We start from the raw sequence: 13624 nt of genomic DNA, 5'->3' as shown, positions 1-13624 counted from the left end.
CTTCGAGGGAAGGCCGGGCGGCCTGGCGGCCGCCCGGTGGATTTCAAGTCTTACTTGACGTTGGCGCCGACAACGGCGTCCCAGTTCTTGCTGATGGCTTCCTTGGCCTTGCCCTGCTCGTCGAGCGTCGGGAACACGGCCGAAGCGTAAGACTCCGCCGGCGGCAGCTTGGCCAGCACGTCCGCCGGAACCTTGCCGTTCTTCGCGAGATCGTTGAAGCGGATCGGGTGGCAATAGCCCTTCAGCCAGCCGATCTGGCCTTCGTCGGAATAGAGGTATTCCATCCAGAGCTTGGCTGCGTTCGGATGCGGTGCAAAAGCGCTGATTGCCTGCACGTAGACGCCGGCGACGACGCCGGTCTTCGGCACGACGACATCGACGGGCGGGTTGCCCTTCAGCGTGTCGCGGCCAGCAAGCGCGTTGTAGTCCCAGTTGATCAGGATCGGGGTCTGGCCCTGGGCCAGCGTTGCGGGCTTGCCGACGACCGGAACGAAATTGCCGGCAGCGTTGAGCTTCTTGAAGAAGTCGAGACCAGCGGTGCCGGCAGCTTCACCAGCGGCAGCACCCGTCGACAGACCGGAGGCATACACTGCCTGGATGGCCTGGTTCGAAGCGCGGGGGTCACCGGCGACGGCGACGGCGTTGGCGAATTCCGGCTTCAGCAGGTCGGCCCAGTCAGCAGGCGATTCCTTGATCAGATCCTTGTTCACCATGAACGACAGAACGCCGTAATAGTCGCCGTACCAGGCGCCATCGGCATCCTTGGCGCTGTCCGGGATCGAGTCCCAAGTCGACACCTTGTAAGGCATCAGCAGGCCATCGGCCTTGGCGGTCGGGCCGAAGGACAGGCCGACGTCAATGACGTCAGGCGCCTGCGGGCCCTTGTTGTCCTTGTTCGCCTTGATCGCCTCGACCTCGTCGCCGGAGCCGGCATCGGGGTTGAGCTCGTTGATGGTGATTTCCGGATACTTCGCCTTGAAGCCGGCGATGACGTCGCCGTAACCGCACCAATCATGCGGCAAAGCAATGGTGGTGAGCTGGCCTTCAGCCTTAGCGGCCTTGACGAGATCGTCCAGCGAAGCCGCGGACGAAATCACCGACGACGCCATAAGGGTCGCGGCCGTAAGGGAAAGCACTTTCCCCGTGAATTTGAACATGTGTTCTCTCCGTTGAACTGACGCCGTTGGACGCCTGCGATCCGGTATCGTTTTCATGTGACAGCCAGATGAAAGCTTTGTGAAACCGGCTGATCGCAGCGCGAAAAGTTAACTCTTTTTAACCGGCTGTAGCAATTAGCCATCACTTATTTTTCCGGCTAATTACTTTCTGCCATGTGTTTCATCCCTTCCCCCTTGGTTTGCCCTGATTTTTCCAGATCAATCTTCAACAAGAAAACCGTCTTACACCGTGCCGGCGATAGCGTTTTCAAGCAAGGTCAGGGCCGCCTTCTTGGTCAGCTTGACCGGGTTGCCGCCTGCGGTCGGATCGACCACCGCCATGTCGGCGATGAGCCCCTTGCGCTTCTTGTCCATGTCGAGCCCCTTGATCAGGCCCGGCAGCGCATGTGGCACCTTGAGTTCCCTGCGCAATTTGATGATCGCCTTGGCGAAGCCGTCGAAGCCGCCCTTGATGCCGCAATAGGCGGCAAGCCGGCCGATGCGCTCCTCGATGGAGTCCCGATTGAAGGCTAGCACATAGGGCATGAACACCGCATTGGTCATGCCGTGATGTGTGTCGTACAGCGCGCCGATCGGATGCGACAGCGAGTGGATGGCGCCAAGCCCCTTCTGGAAGGCGGTGGCGCCCATCGCGGCGGCGCTCATCATATGGGCGCGGGCGACGAGATCCTTGCCGTTGGCATAGGCCTTCGGCAGGTTCTCGAAGACCAGCCGGACACCTTCGACGGCGATGCCGTCGGCCATCGGATGGTAACCCGGCGCGCAATAGGCCTCGAGGCAGTGGGCAAGCGCGTCCATGCCGGTGCCGGCGGTGATGAAGCCGGGCATGCCGACCGACAGTTCCGGATCGGCAATGACGATGGCCGGCAGCAATTTGGGATGGAAAATGACCTTCTTGGTGTGCGTCGCTTCATTGGTGATGACGCCGGCGCGGCCGACTTCCGATCCGGTGCCGGCCGTGGTCGGCACCGCGATGATCGGCGCGATCGCGTCGGAATTGGCGCGCGTCCACCAGTCGTCGACATCCTCGAAGTCCCACACCGGCCGCGTCTGGCCGGCCTGGAAGGCGATCAGCTTGCCGAGATCGAGCGCCGAGCCGCCGCCGAAAGCGATGACGCCGTCATGCTTGCCTTTCTTGAACACCGCGATGCCGGCGGTCAGATTGGACTCGACCGGGTTCGGCCTCACTTCGGAAAAGACGCCGTAGGGGACCTTGGCATCGTCGAGGATCTTCAGGGTCGAGGCAACGACCGGCAGTTTCCCGAGGCCGGGATCGGTGACGAACAGCGGCCGCTTGATGCCGGTGGCCGCCAACACCTCAGGCAGTTCCTTGATGCGCCCGGCGCCGAAGCGAACGGTGGTGGGGTAGTTCCATTTGGAGATCAGCTTGGACATTTTTTGTCTTTCGAAAAATCAGATGGCTTCGCGCAGGTGGAACGACTTCGGCCTGGTAAGATTGTCATAGCCGATGGCCGACAGGGCAGCACCCTTGCCGGTGTCCTTGACGCCGGTCCAGACCAGGGCCGGATCGAGGTAGTCGCAGCGGTTCATGAACACCGTGCCGGTCTCGACGCGGTTGCCGATCGCGACGGCATGCTCTGTATCGCGGGTCCAGATCGAAGCGGTCAGCCCATAAGGGCTGTCGTTCATCAGCGCGATCGCCTCTTCATCGTTGCGCACCTTCATGATGCCGACGATCGGCCCAAAACTCTCCTCGCGCATGACGCTCATCTGATGGTCGACTTGCGTCAGCACTTCCGGCGCGAGATAGGGCGAACCGGCCTTGTCATTGGCCACCTTCATGTTGATGTGCGCCACCGCGCCCTTGCGCAGAGCTTCGGCCTTCTGCTCGCGGATCAGGTCGGCGAAACGCGCCTGCGCCATCGGCCCCATCGTCGTTGCCTGGTCGAGCGGATTGCCGACGACATAGTTCTTGGTCTCGGCGATGAAGCCCTCGACGAACTCGTCATAGACCTTTTCGTGCACGTAGACGCGCTCGATGCCGCAGCAGCACTGGCCGGAATTGTAGAAGGCGCCGTCGACCAGATTGGCGACCGCATGATCCATCTTGGCATCAGGCAGCACATAGGCCGGATCCTTGCCGCCAAGCTCGAGGCCGAGTGTCATGAAGGTACCTGCCGCCGCCTTTTCGATGGCGCGGCCGCCGCCGACCGACCCTGTGAAATTGACGTGGTCGATCTTGCCCGAACCGAGCAGCTTCTCGGTCTGCGCATGGTTGAGCACGACGTTCTGGAACACGCCCTTGGGCAGGCCAACCTTGTCGAAAGCCTGTTGGAAGCGCTCGCCAACCAGCAGCGTCTGCGCCGCATGCTTGAGGATGACGGCGTTGCCGGCCATCAGCGCCGGAACGATGGTGTTGACCGCGGTAAGGTAAGGATAGTTCCACGGCGCGATCACCATGACCACGCCGAGCGGGTCCTTCTTTACATAACGCCGGAAGCCGTCCTTCGGGTTGGAAGCCGGCACGGCCTTGAGCGCCGCCTCGGCGATCTCGACCATATAGTTGGTGCGCTCCTTGACGCCGCCGAACTCGCCACCATAGCGCACCGGGCGCCCCATCTGCCAGGCGATCTCCGGCACGATGTCGTCGGTCATCGCGACCAGCGCTTCCAGCATCGCCAGCATGTACTTGCCGCGCTCGACGATCGGCGTCTCGGCCCATTTCTCTTGCGCCGCCTTGGCGCGCTCGACCGCGGCATTGGTCGCCTGGTCCGTTGCCACGGGCCGCTCGGCGTAAATCGAGCCATCGATGGGGGATTTGAGTTTGACCGTCTCGGTCATTTTGTAAGTCCTCGCATTCTACAACAAAATCTTGTGGCGTGGCGCTGCCCTCATCCGCCTGCCCGGCAGTCTCCCGCGTATGGTGACCGGGAGAAGGGAAGTGCTCTCCGGTCGCCCTGCCCGCGATTCACGGGAGGGTAGGGCGAGAGGCGCGCCAACGTCCGCCGGCTAGTTTAATACCGCTCGAACCCTCTGTGCAGTTCCCAATCGGTTATGCGGCGGTCGTATTCGAACTGCTCCCACTTTGCGGTGTGGACATAGTGTTCGAGCACGTCCTCGCCGAGCGCCTGCTTGAGCATCTTTGATTTCGCCAGCGTCTCGGTGGCGTCGCGCAGCGTCTTCGGGATCTCCGGCAAACGCGACGCCTGATAGGCATCGCCGACGAATGGCTTCTGCAGTTCCAGCTTCTCGTCGATGCCGGCAAGGCCGGCGGCGATCAGCGCTGCAAAGGCGAGATAGGGGTTGAGGTCGGCGCCGCCGATGCGGCATTCCATGCGGATGCCCTTGGTGCCCTCACCGCACAGCCGGAAGCCGGCGGTGCGGTTGTCTTCGCTCCACATGATCTTGGTCGGCGCGAAGGTGCCTGCCTGGAAGCGCTTGTAGGAGTTGATGTAGGGCGCCAGGAACCAGGTGAATTCCTTGGCGTATTTCAACTGTCCTGCCGCCCATTGCTGGCCAAGCGCCGACAGCGTCCAGTCGGCCTTCTTGTCGAAGAACAGCGGCGTCTTGCCGTCGGCGCTCCACAGCGAATTGTGGATATGGCTGGAATTGCCGGCCAGCCCGTAATTGTACTTGGACATGAAGGAAATCGCCTTGCCTTCGGACTCGGCAATCTCTTTGGCGCCGTTCTTCAGGATGACGTGGCGGTCGGCCATGTCGAGCGCCTCTGCATAGCGCACATTGATCTCTTCCTGGCCTGGGCCCCACTCGCCCTTGGAATTCTCGATCGGGATGCCGGCCGCTTCCATCTCATTGCGAAGCCGGCGCATGACGCCCTCTTCCTTGGTGGTGATGCCGATCTGGTAGTCGCCGATATAGGGCGAGGCGGTATCGAGACCCTGCCAGTGTTTCTTGCGGGCGGAATCGTAGGTCTCGTTGAACAGATAAAATTCCAGCTCGGAAGCGAAATAGCCGATATAGCCGCGCTCCGTCAGCCGCTTGACCTGCTTCTTCAGGATGGCGCGCGGCGAATGCGGCAGGTCGTCATGCGTGTGGTGGTCGAGCACGTCGCAGATCACCAGCGCCGTCTTCTCCAGCCAGGGAATGCGCCGCAGCGTCGCCAGATCCGGCTTCATGACGAAATCGCCATAGCCCTTCGACCAGCTCGCCGCCTTGTAGCCGGGCACCGGCTCCATATCGATGTCGGCGGCCAGGAGATAGTTGCAGCCGTGCGTCTCGTCATGCGCGGAATCGACGAAATACTGCGCCAGGAACCGTTTTCCCGCCAGCCGCCCCTGCATGTCGACGATGCAGGCGAGCACCGTGTCGATCTCGCCACTGGAGACCGCTTTCTTCAACTGATCGAACGAGAAATTTCCGGCCATTCCTTTGGCACTCCAGCGCTTGAGCTTTTGAACGGGTTAAACAAAACCATGGCCGGCGCGATGCCGGCCATGGCCAGGATGGTTGATGTCAGTGACCAGTTTCGCCGACGGCCTGTTCCGCCGCCTTGATGGCTGCCTGACGCGCCGCGATGATGTCGCCGAGCGGCGGACCCTGGAACCGGTTCCGTTCGAACGCGAACCAGACGATCGCCGTCAGGATGAAGAAGCCGACGGTGATGTAGAGCGCCCAATCGTTCGGCGGCTGGATGCCGATGACGAAGATCAGGATCATCGACACGATCGACAGGAAGGCGAACAGCATGAACACGCCGCGGCCCATGTTCCACGGACCCATCTTGTCCCACTTCGGCGTGCCCCATGCCAGCATGCCGAGCACGATCGGCACGGTGAAGGACAGGAACAGGAAGATGACGGTGCAGGACACGACGATGGTGTAGGCCGAGGTGCCGGCGACCGACACCAGCGTCGAACCCCAGACGAACAGCACCGACAGGATCGACGCCGTCCAGATCGCCGCCACCGGCGTGCGGTAGGTCGGGCTGACCTTGGCGAGTGCCGATGAACCCGGCAGGCCGCCGTCACGCGAGAAGGCGAAGATCATACGCGAGGCAGAGGTCACGGTTGCGAGGCCGCACAGAAGCTGCGCGACGAACACGACGAGGTACACGAACTCCTTGACACCGGGGCTGACGCGCTGGTCGAAGGCCCAGAAGAACACGTTCCAGCCCTGCTTGGCGGCGTCATCCATGTTCGGGATCATCAGCACGAAGGCGGCCAGGAACAGATAGCCGAAGACGGCCGACCAGATCACCGACATGACCATGGCGCGCGGCACCGAGGAGGCTGCCTTGATGGTTTCCTCGGAGGTGTGCGCGGAAGCATCGTAGCCGGTGATCGTATAGATCGGCAGCAAGAGGCCAAGTGCGAACACCCAGGCATTCGAAACCGACGGCCAGACGCTGGCGCCGGCATCGCCGGAGTAGTTGTGGAAGGTGAACAGCCGGCTGAAATCCCAGGTCTCGGCGGAGAGAAGGCAAACGACCGCGATCAGGATCGAACCGAAGAAGATCAAATAACCCGAGAAGTCGGTCAGCTTCGCCGTCAGCTTGATGCCGAGATGATTGATCAGTGCCTGGGCGCCGGTGATGATGACCAGGAAGATCATCTGGTTGGTCAGCGTGCCCTCGATGCCGAGCGCCGGTCCGAAGGCGCCGACGAAGAACGTCCAGGTGCCGACATTGATGGCGCCGAGCACGGTGATCAGGCCGAGCAGGTTGAGCCAGGCCGTGACCCAGCCGGTGCCGCGGTTGCCAAGGATCGAACCCCAGTGATAGAGGCCGCCGGCAGTCGGATAGGCTGAGCTGATCTGCGACATGGCGACCGCGAAGGTCAGTGACACGAAGCAGCCGACCAGCCAGCCGATGCCGATGCCGATGCCGCCGGCGCCGGAGGTTGCCTGGGCCAGCGAATTGATGCCGCCCGAAAGGATGCAGATGATCGAGAAGGAAACGGCGAAATTTGAAAAGCGGCTGAGGCGCCGCTCCAGTTCCTGGGCGTAACCCATGCTGTGGAGGGCCTTTACGTCCTCCGCCTTGTCAACTTCAGTATATCCCGGTGCTGCCATTGGAAGTCCCCTGTTGGTTCTTAGCTGGCCGATTGAACTGACTTTCCGACTGAACGCGATCTGGCGTGTCCGGCCTCCTGTGGCTCCAGATCCGAAAAAATACCCGTGAGCAGATCCGCCCATTTCCGCTGCCCGGTCTCGCCGGCGATTTCGTCGTTGCGGATTTCGATCATCGCGCACGGCAGGCCGCGCGAACGTGCGTGCCGCTCCAGCGTGAAATAGACGCGGTCGGCAGGCGAATAGGGCTCGTTGACGCCGACGGTGACGCCAGCAAGCCGTTTCAGCGCGCCAATCAAAGGCGATGCCAGCCGGCGGTCCTCGTCGTGAATGATGCCGATATGCCAGGGCCGGTTGCGGCCCTTGTAGACAGGCGTGAAGGAATGCACGGACACCAGGCGGGTTTCCTGCCCGCGCGCCAGCCTGCCGGCGACAATCTCCTCGATCGCGGCATGAAACGGCTGCCACGACAGCGCTACACGGGCCGCGCGCTGCTTGTCCGACAGGCCGGCATTGCCGGGTATTGCCGTGGTCTCGCTGATCGGCGGCACCAGATCGGGCGCATCGAGCGGACGGTTACAGTCGATGACGAGGCGCGAAATGCGGGTTTCGACCAGCGTCGCGTCGAGCGCCTCGGCCATGCGGCGGGCAACCGGCAGCGCACCGGGATCCCAGGCGATGTGGCGGGACAGGTCCTCGGCTGCGAGGCCGAGCGTGCCGAATTCGGCCGGCAGGAAATTCGAGGCGTGATCGCAGGTCAGCACGAAAGGGCTCGATCCGCCGGGGTTGGTCACCCTCACGGTATCAGACGATGCAAGGCTGGCGGGCCGTGCTTGCTCCATAGTCTGCCGTCCCCGGGGAGCGCTGTATCGTATGTTACGTATTTTGTCTCATTGCGTCCCTATGGATGATTTCATACAGTTTACCCGGCTTTGTCAAATGCGATTTCGGAAAAGACAGTGGACAGGGCCGAAGCATTTTGCAGCCAGGTGGAATCACCTGACGTCGCAAAAATGCGGCCAAGACAAACAGACGGAGCCGGATGGGTTTAGCCATTCCGCTCCGGGGGCGGGGGAAAGATGATTTCCAGCATTGCCGAACTGATCGCCGACCGCGTCGGCACGATGCCGGCCAGTGAACGGCGCGCAGCCCAGACCCTGATCGCCAGCTATCCGATGATCGGCCTCAAGACGGTTGCCGAATTCTCGGCCGCGGCGGGCGTCTCTTCGCCGACGATCCTGCGCTTCGTTGCCCGGCTCGGCTTCCAGAATTACCCCGAATTCCAGTCGAGCCTGCAGGACGAACTGGCAGCGCAACTGCAATCGCCGGCGATAAGGACGCTCAACCCGCCCTCGCCCGGCGGCGGCACCGCGTCACCGATGCTGGAAGCGACGCTCGACAATATGCGCGAGACGTTCAGGCACCTGTCCGACAAGCAGCTCGCCGACATCGCCGCCCGCCTTGCCGACCGACGCGGCAAGACCTTCCTGATTGGCGGCCGCTTCACCGATCCGCTGGCGCGTTACATGGCCGCCCACCTCGCCATCATCCAGCCCGAGGTCTTTCACCTCGCCGGCCAGGAAAGCATGTGGCGCGACCGGCTGATCGACATGGGCAAGCGCGACGTGCTGGTGATCTTCGACATCAGGCGCTACCAGGACAGCCTCCTCCGTTTCGCCGAGAAGGCACATCAGCGCGGCGTACAGATCGTGCTGTTCACCGACCAGTGGCTGTCGCCGATCGCCCGCTTTGCCCGCCACGTCATTGCCGGACGAACCGCGGTGCCGTCGGCATGGGACTCTTCGGCAGCCCTCTTCGTCGTCGCCGAAACACTGATCGGAGCCGTCACAAGGCAACTGGAAGCAGAAGGCGCCAAGCGCATCCGCGAGATGGAAGGTCTGCGTTAGACCAGTCAACGTTACGCAGATTTAATGTGCGCAGACACTGGCGAGTTGTCATAAAGGGGCGATATCGGGGTGTCTTCTTGCCTTAGAATAGCCTCGCTGCGTCTGCTTCCTTTCGGGAAACCGCCAATGCATGTCGCTCAAAAGTGGCCCCGGTTTTGAGATAGCGACATGCATAAACAAAAGGCCTAAAGCGCGTCATGAATCCGTTTCGACGCGACGCGCTGATCGTTTTGCCCAACCGGAGTGCCGATGGCCGCCTGGAAACAGATACTTTTCGCGCTTGTGGTGCTGGTCGTGGCGGCAGCCGCCTGGCTGCGCTTTTTTCCGGGCGCACCCGAGGTGCTGGCACGCTGGGGGATAGACTGGGTATATGCGGCAACGCCCCCAGCTGAAACCGGTGCCGCCAGCACGAAGCAGGCGAACGGCGGCAATGGCGGCAACCGGCGGGTGAACGTGGTCGCCCTGGCCGCCACTACGGCGGCCATCAACGACCGCCTGCAGGCGATCGGCACCGGCCGTGCCAATGCCTCGGTGACCGTCAATCCATACAGTTCCGGCCGCCTTGCCGAACTGCTGGTCGAATCCGGCAGCCATGTCGACAAGGGACAGATCATTGCCACCCTCGATTCCGAAACCGAAGTGATCGCGCAGGATCGTGCCAAGCTCGTCTTACAGGACTCGCAGAACAAGCTCGACCGGGTGAAATCGCTGCGGGCTTCCAACGCAGCAACACCGGTCGCCGTCGCCGATGCCGAAGTGGTGCTGGCGGTCGCCAAACTCGTACTTCGCGATGCCGAACTTGCCCTGCAGCGGCGCTCCATCATCGCACCGATCGCCGGCACTGTCGGCATCCTGCCGATCGCCGCCGGCAATTATGTGACCAACCAGTCGGCGATCGCCACGCTCGACGACCGCTCCAGTATCCTTGTCGATTTCCTCGTGCCCGAACGTTTCGCCGCCGCCGTCAAGGTCGGCGCGCAATTGACGGCGACGCCGATCGCCAATCCCAGCAAAACCTACACCGGCACGGTTTCGGCCATCGACAACCACATCGATGAAAAGAGCCGCACTTTGCTGGTCAAGGCCAAGATAGCCAATCCGGCCGATTCGCTGCGTGCCGGCATGTCGTTCGGCATCATCATGAAGTTCCCCGGCGAGACCTATCCGGCCGTCAGCCCGCTGGCGATCCTCTGGGGCTCGGACGGCGCCTATGTCTGGCAGGTCGAGGACGGCAAGGCCAGGCGGGTCCCGGTGCGCATCATCCAGCGCAACACCGAGACCGTGCTGGTCGACGCGGAGATCGACAGCGGCGACATGGTTGTGACCGAAGGCACCCAGAGCGTCAGCGAGGGCGGTGCCGTGCGCATCGCCGGCGAAGACCAGCGCGCCGCGGACGCCGCTCAAGGCTCATGACCAGCCCCGTCAACGCTGGCAGTGACACCGGCTTTACCGCCCTGTTCATCCGCAGGCCGGTGATGGCCTTCGTGCTGAACACACTGATCGCAGTCGCCGGCCTCGCCGCCTTCTATGGCGTCGAGATCCGCGAACTGCCTGACGTCGACCGCGCGGTCGTCACGGTCTCGACCGCCTTCGAAGGCGCCGCGGCCGAAACCGTCGACCGTGAACTGACCGACACCATCGAGGGCGCTGTCGCCCGCGTCTCCGGCGTCAAGTCGATCTCGTCTTCCTCCTCCTTCGGTTCGAGCCGCGTCACCATCGAGTTCAACGACGGCGTCGACCTCAACGTCGCCGCCTCGGACGTGCGCGATGCCGTCGGCCGTGTCGCCAACCTGATGCCGGACACCGCCGATCCACCGCGCATCGTCAAGGCCGACGCCAATTCCGACCCGGTGATGCGACTGGCGGTGACTTCGGACGACATGTCGATCCAGGACATGACGGTGGTGGTCCAGGATCAGATCGAGGACGAACTGGCCGCCGTGCCCGGCGTTGCCGACGTCCAGATCTATGGCTATCGAGACAAGATCTTCCGCATCGACGTCGACCAGAACAAGCTCGCCAGCCTCGGCTTTACCGTTGCCGACCTCAGGGCGGCGCTTGCTTCTGTCGCTTTCGATTCGCCGGCCGGTTCGATCACCACGACAAACCAGGACCTGATCGTCCGCACCACCGCCGACGTGACCACGCCCGAGGAATTCGAAAACATCATCATCGGCGGCACGACGCGCATCCGCGACGTCGCCACCGTCACGCTCGGCCCCGATGTCGGCCAGACCACGCTGCGTTCGGATGGTAAGACCGGCATCGGCATCGGCATCATCCGCCAGGCGGAATCGAACACGCTGGACATCTCGACAGGCGTTCAGGCCGCCGTCGCCAAGCTGCAGGAGAACCTGCCCAAGGGTATGTCGATCAAGATCACCAGCGACGACGCGGTTTTCGTCAACGGCGCGGTGCACGAGGTCGAGATCGCACTCGGCCTGTCCGTCACCATGGTGCTGATCGTCATCTATGTGTTTCTGCTTGACTGGCGCGCAACGCTAATCCCGGGACTGTCGATGCCTGTTGCCATGATCGGCACCATCGCCGCCATCTATCTGGCCGGCTTCTCGGTCAACATCCTGACCCTGCTCGCTTTGGTGCTGGCGACGGGACTGGTCGTCGACGACGCCATCGTCGTGCTCGAAAACATCGTGCGACGACGCAATGAAGGCATGGGCCCGCGCGCCGCCGCCGTGCTCGGCGCTCAGGAAGTGTTCTTCGCCGTCATTGCCACGACGCTGACGCTGGTCGCCGTCTTCGTGCCGATCTCGTTCCTGCCCGGCCAGACCGGTGGCCTGTTCCGCGAATTCGGCTTCGTGCTCGCCATGTCGGTGCTTTTGTCCTGCGTGGTGGCCCTGACGCTGTGCCCGATGCTCGCCTCGCGCATGCTGTCGAGCGCCTCGCTCCACCATGAAGGCGGCCACGGCATCGGCGCCCGCATCGGCGGCGCGCTGAATTCAGCCTACAAGCGCGCCCTGCACGCTTGCCTCGACGCGCCATGGATCGTGCTTCTGGTCGCGGTGCTGTTTGCCGGCACCGCCTTCGCGCTGTTCGGCACCATCCGCCAGGAACTGACGCCGACCGAGGACCGCGCCGCCGTGCTGTTGCGCATCAGCGCCCCGCAAGGTGTCAGCCTCGACTACACGACGCAGCAGATGCAGAAGATCGAGAGGCTGATCCAGCCGATGCGCGAGTCCGGCGAGATCCGCAGCACCTTCGAGAACGCCGGCCAGAACGGCTCCTACAACTCAGGCTTCATGGTGATGACGCTGGCGCCGTGGGACGAGCGCAGCCGTAGCCAGCAAGAGATCATGGCCGAGATCAGCCAGCTGACCAAACAAGTGCCGAGCGTGCGCATCTTCCCGGTGCAGCCCAACAGCCTCGGCATTCGCGGTGCCGGCAACGGCCTGCAGTTCGCGCTGGTCGGCAATAACCGCAAGGCTCTCGGCGACGCGGCGGTCAAGATCATCGCCGAGATGCAGAAGGACCCGCGTTTCCAGACGCCGCGCCTGTCGATCGATCCGACGCAGCCGCAGCTGGCCGTGGCCATCGACCGCGAGCGCGCCTCCGACCTCGGTATCGACATCACCGGGATGGCCAACACCTTGCAGGCCATGCTCGACGGCAACGACGTCGTCGATGTCTACATCGCCGATCGCAGCTACGGCGTGAAGCTGGTCTCGACCACCAACCCGATCAACGACCCGACCGACCTGGAGAATATCTTCCTGAAGACATCAGATGGCCGCTTCGTGCCGATGTCGACCATTGCCACGCTGACCGAGCGTGCGGTGCCGCCGTCGCTGTCGCGCGAGCAGCAGCAGCCGTCGGTGGCCATCACCTCCAACCTCAACGGCGACTTCGCGCTCGGCGATGCGCTGACCCGCGCCGAGGAAATCGCCACGCCGCTGCTACCGGGGGGCAGCCGCATCCTGCCGCTGGCCGAGGCCGCGACGCTGGGCGAGACCAACAGCGGCATGGTGACCATCTTCGGCTTCGCGCTGGTCATTATCCTGCTGGTGCTGGCCGCCCAGTTCGAAAGCTTCGTCGGCGCCGTCATCATCATGGCGACGGTGCCGCTGGGTCTTGCTTGCGCCATCTTCGCGCTGCTGCTCTCGGGCACCAGCCTCAACGCCTACAGCCAGATCGGCCTAGTGCTGCTGGTCGGCGTCATGGCCAAGAACGGCATCCTGATCGTCGAATTCGCCAACCAGCTGCGCGATCGCGGGCTTGGCGTGCGCGAAGCGATCGAGCAGGCATCGATCATCCGCGTGCGGCCGGTGATGATGACGATGATCTGCACCGTGCTCGGCGGCTTGCCGCTGGTGCTGGCGAGCGGCGCCGGTGCCGAGGCGCGCGTGGCGCTCGGCTGGGTCATCGTCGGCGGACTGGGTCTCGCCACCGTTTCGACGCTGTTCCTGACGCCGGTCGCCTATCTCTTGCTGGGCCGCTTCGTCACGCCGAAGACCCATGAGGAAGCGCGGCTGAAGCGCGAGTTGGAGGAAGCCGCCTATAGCAAGGTTGAGCCGGCCGAATAGAGAAGTCCCA

At 63.1% G+C, this 13624-nt stretch carries 9 protein-coding genes; 3 read left to right on the top strand and 6 right to left on the bottom strand.

The window, feature by feature from the left end; genetic code table 11:
• Positions 1-50: 50 nt before the first annotated feature.
• The 6 genes from AC1DZU_RS14940 to AC1DZU_RS14915 form a co-directional block, all read right to left on the bottom strand.
• Positions 51-1157 carry an ABC transporter substrate-binding protein gene (locus AC1DZU_RS14940; protein WP_095084605.1) on the bottom strand — a complete coding sequence of 369 codons (1107 nt, stop codon included), beginning with the start codon at positions 1155-1157 and terminating at the stop codon, positions 51-53.
• Between the two features lie 243 nt (positions 1158-1400).
• A complete protein-coding gene (locus AC1DZU_RS14935) occupies positions 1401-2573 on the bottom strand; it encodes an iron-containing alcohol dehydrogenase (RefSeq protein WP_477285821.1) in 1173 nt (390 codons plus the stop codon).
• An 18-nt stretch (positions 2574-2591) separates the two neighbouring features.
• Positions 2592-3980, bottom strand: a complete 1389-nt coding sequence (locus tag AC1DZU_RS14930) for an aldehyde dehydrogenase family protein (RefSeq protein WP_477285820.1) — start codon at positions 3978-3980, stop codon at positions 2592-2594.
• Positions 3981-4153: 173 nt separating this feature from the next.
• A complete protein-coding gene (locus tag AC1DZU_RS14925; protein WP_477285818.1) occupies positions 4154-5524 on the bottom strand; it encodes a glutamine synthetase family protein in 1371 nt (456 codons plus the stop codon).
• 88 nt (positions 5525-5612) lie between these two features.
• On the bottom strand, positions 5613-7169 hold the full coding sequence (locus AC1DZU_RS14920; protein WP_477285816.1) for an amino acid permease: 1557 nt from the start codon (positions 7167-7169) through the stop codon (positions 5613-5615).
• Between the two features lie 20 nt (positions 7170-7189).
• Positions 7190-8008 carry an N-formylglutamate amidohydrolase gene (locus AC1DZU_RS14915; RefSeq protein WP_477285814.1) on the bottom strand — a complete coding sequence of 273 codons (819 nt, stop codon included), beginning with the start codon at positions 8006-8008 and terminating at the stop codon, positions 7190-7192.
• 237 nt (positions 8009-8245) lie between these two features.
• On the opposite strand from AC1DZU_RS14915, the gene AC1DZU_RS14910 reads away from it, so the two are divergent.
• From AC1DZU_RS14910 to AC1DZU_RS14900, 3 genes are all read left to right on the top strand, one after another.
• Complete coding sequence (locus tag AC1DZU_RS14910) at positions 8246-9073, top strand: MurR/RpiR family transcriptional regulator (RefSeq protein WP_457150364.1); 828 nt, start codon at positions 8246-8248, stop codon at positions 9071-9073.
• Positions 9074-9322: 249 nt separating this feature from the next.
• A complete protein-coding gene (locus AC1DZU_RS14905; RefSeq protein ID WP_477285811.1) occupies positions 9323-10486 on the top strand; it encodes an efflux RND transporter periplasmic adaptor subunit in 1164 nt (387 codons plus the stop codon).
• The gene (locus AC1DZU_RS14900) at positions 10483-13614 is read left to right on the top strand and encodes an efflux RND transporter permease subunit (RefSeq protein WP_477285809.1); all 3132 of its coding nucleotides are present in this window, start codon (positions 10483-10485) and stop codon (positions 13612-13614) included. The genes AC1DZU_RS14905 and AC1DZU_RS14900 overlap by 4 nt, the downstream gene beginning before the upstream one ends.
• Positions 13615-13624: the final 10 nt, after the last annotated feature.

The sequence above is a fragment of the Mesorhizobium sp. P2_A12 genome, assembly GCF_056405075.1.
Note: the sequence above shows the minus strand (reverse complement) of the source record. Positions and strands in the feature narration are given on the sequence as shown.

What these genes read in the sequence shown, in the direction of transcription:
- AC1DZU_RS14925 (WP_477285818.1), bottom strand. Translation starts at nt 5,524, where the DNA reads ATGGCCGGAAATTTCTCGTTCGATCAGTTGAAGAAAGCGGTCTCCAGT.
- AC1DZU_RS14935 (WP_477285821.1), bottom strand. Translation starts at nt 2,573, where the DNA reads ATGTCCAAGCTGATCTCCAAATGGAACTACCCCACCACCGTTCGCTTC.
- AC1DZU_RS14915 (WP_477285814.1), bottom strand. Translation starts at nt 8,008, where the DNA reads ATGGAGCAAGCACGGCCCGCCAGCCTTGCATCGTCTGATACCGTGAGG.
- AC1DZU_RS14920 (WP_477285816.1), bottom strand. Translation starts at nt 7,169, where the DNA reads ATGGCAGCACCGGGATATACTGAAGTTGACAAGGCGGAGGACGTAAAG.
- AC1DZU_RS14940 (WP_095084605.1), bottom strand. Translation starts at nt 1,157, where the DNA reads ATGTTCAAATTCACGGGGAAAGTGCTTTCCCTTACGGCCGCGACCCTT.
- AC1DZU_RS14900 (WP_477285809.1), top strand. Translation starts at nt 10,483, where the DNA reads ATGACCAGCCCCGTCAACGCTGGCAGTGACACCGGCTTTACCGCCCTG.
- AC1DZU_RS14910 (WP_457150364.1), top strand. Translation starts at nt 8,246, where the DNA reads ATGATTTCCAGCATTGCCGAACTGATCGCCGACCGCGTCGGCACGATG.
- AC1DZU_RS14930 (WP_477285820.1), bottom strand. Translation starts at nt 3,980, where the DNA reads ATGACCGAGACGGTCAAACTCAAATCCCCCATCGATGGCTCGATTTAC.
- AC1DZU_RS14905 (WP_477285811.1), top strand. Translation starts at nt 9,323, where the DNA reads ATGGCCGCCTGGAAACAGATACTTTTCGCGCTTGTGGTGCTGGTCGTG.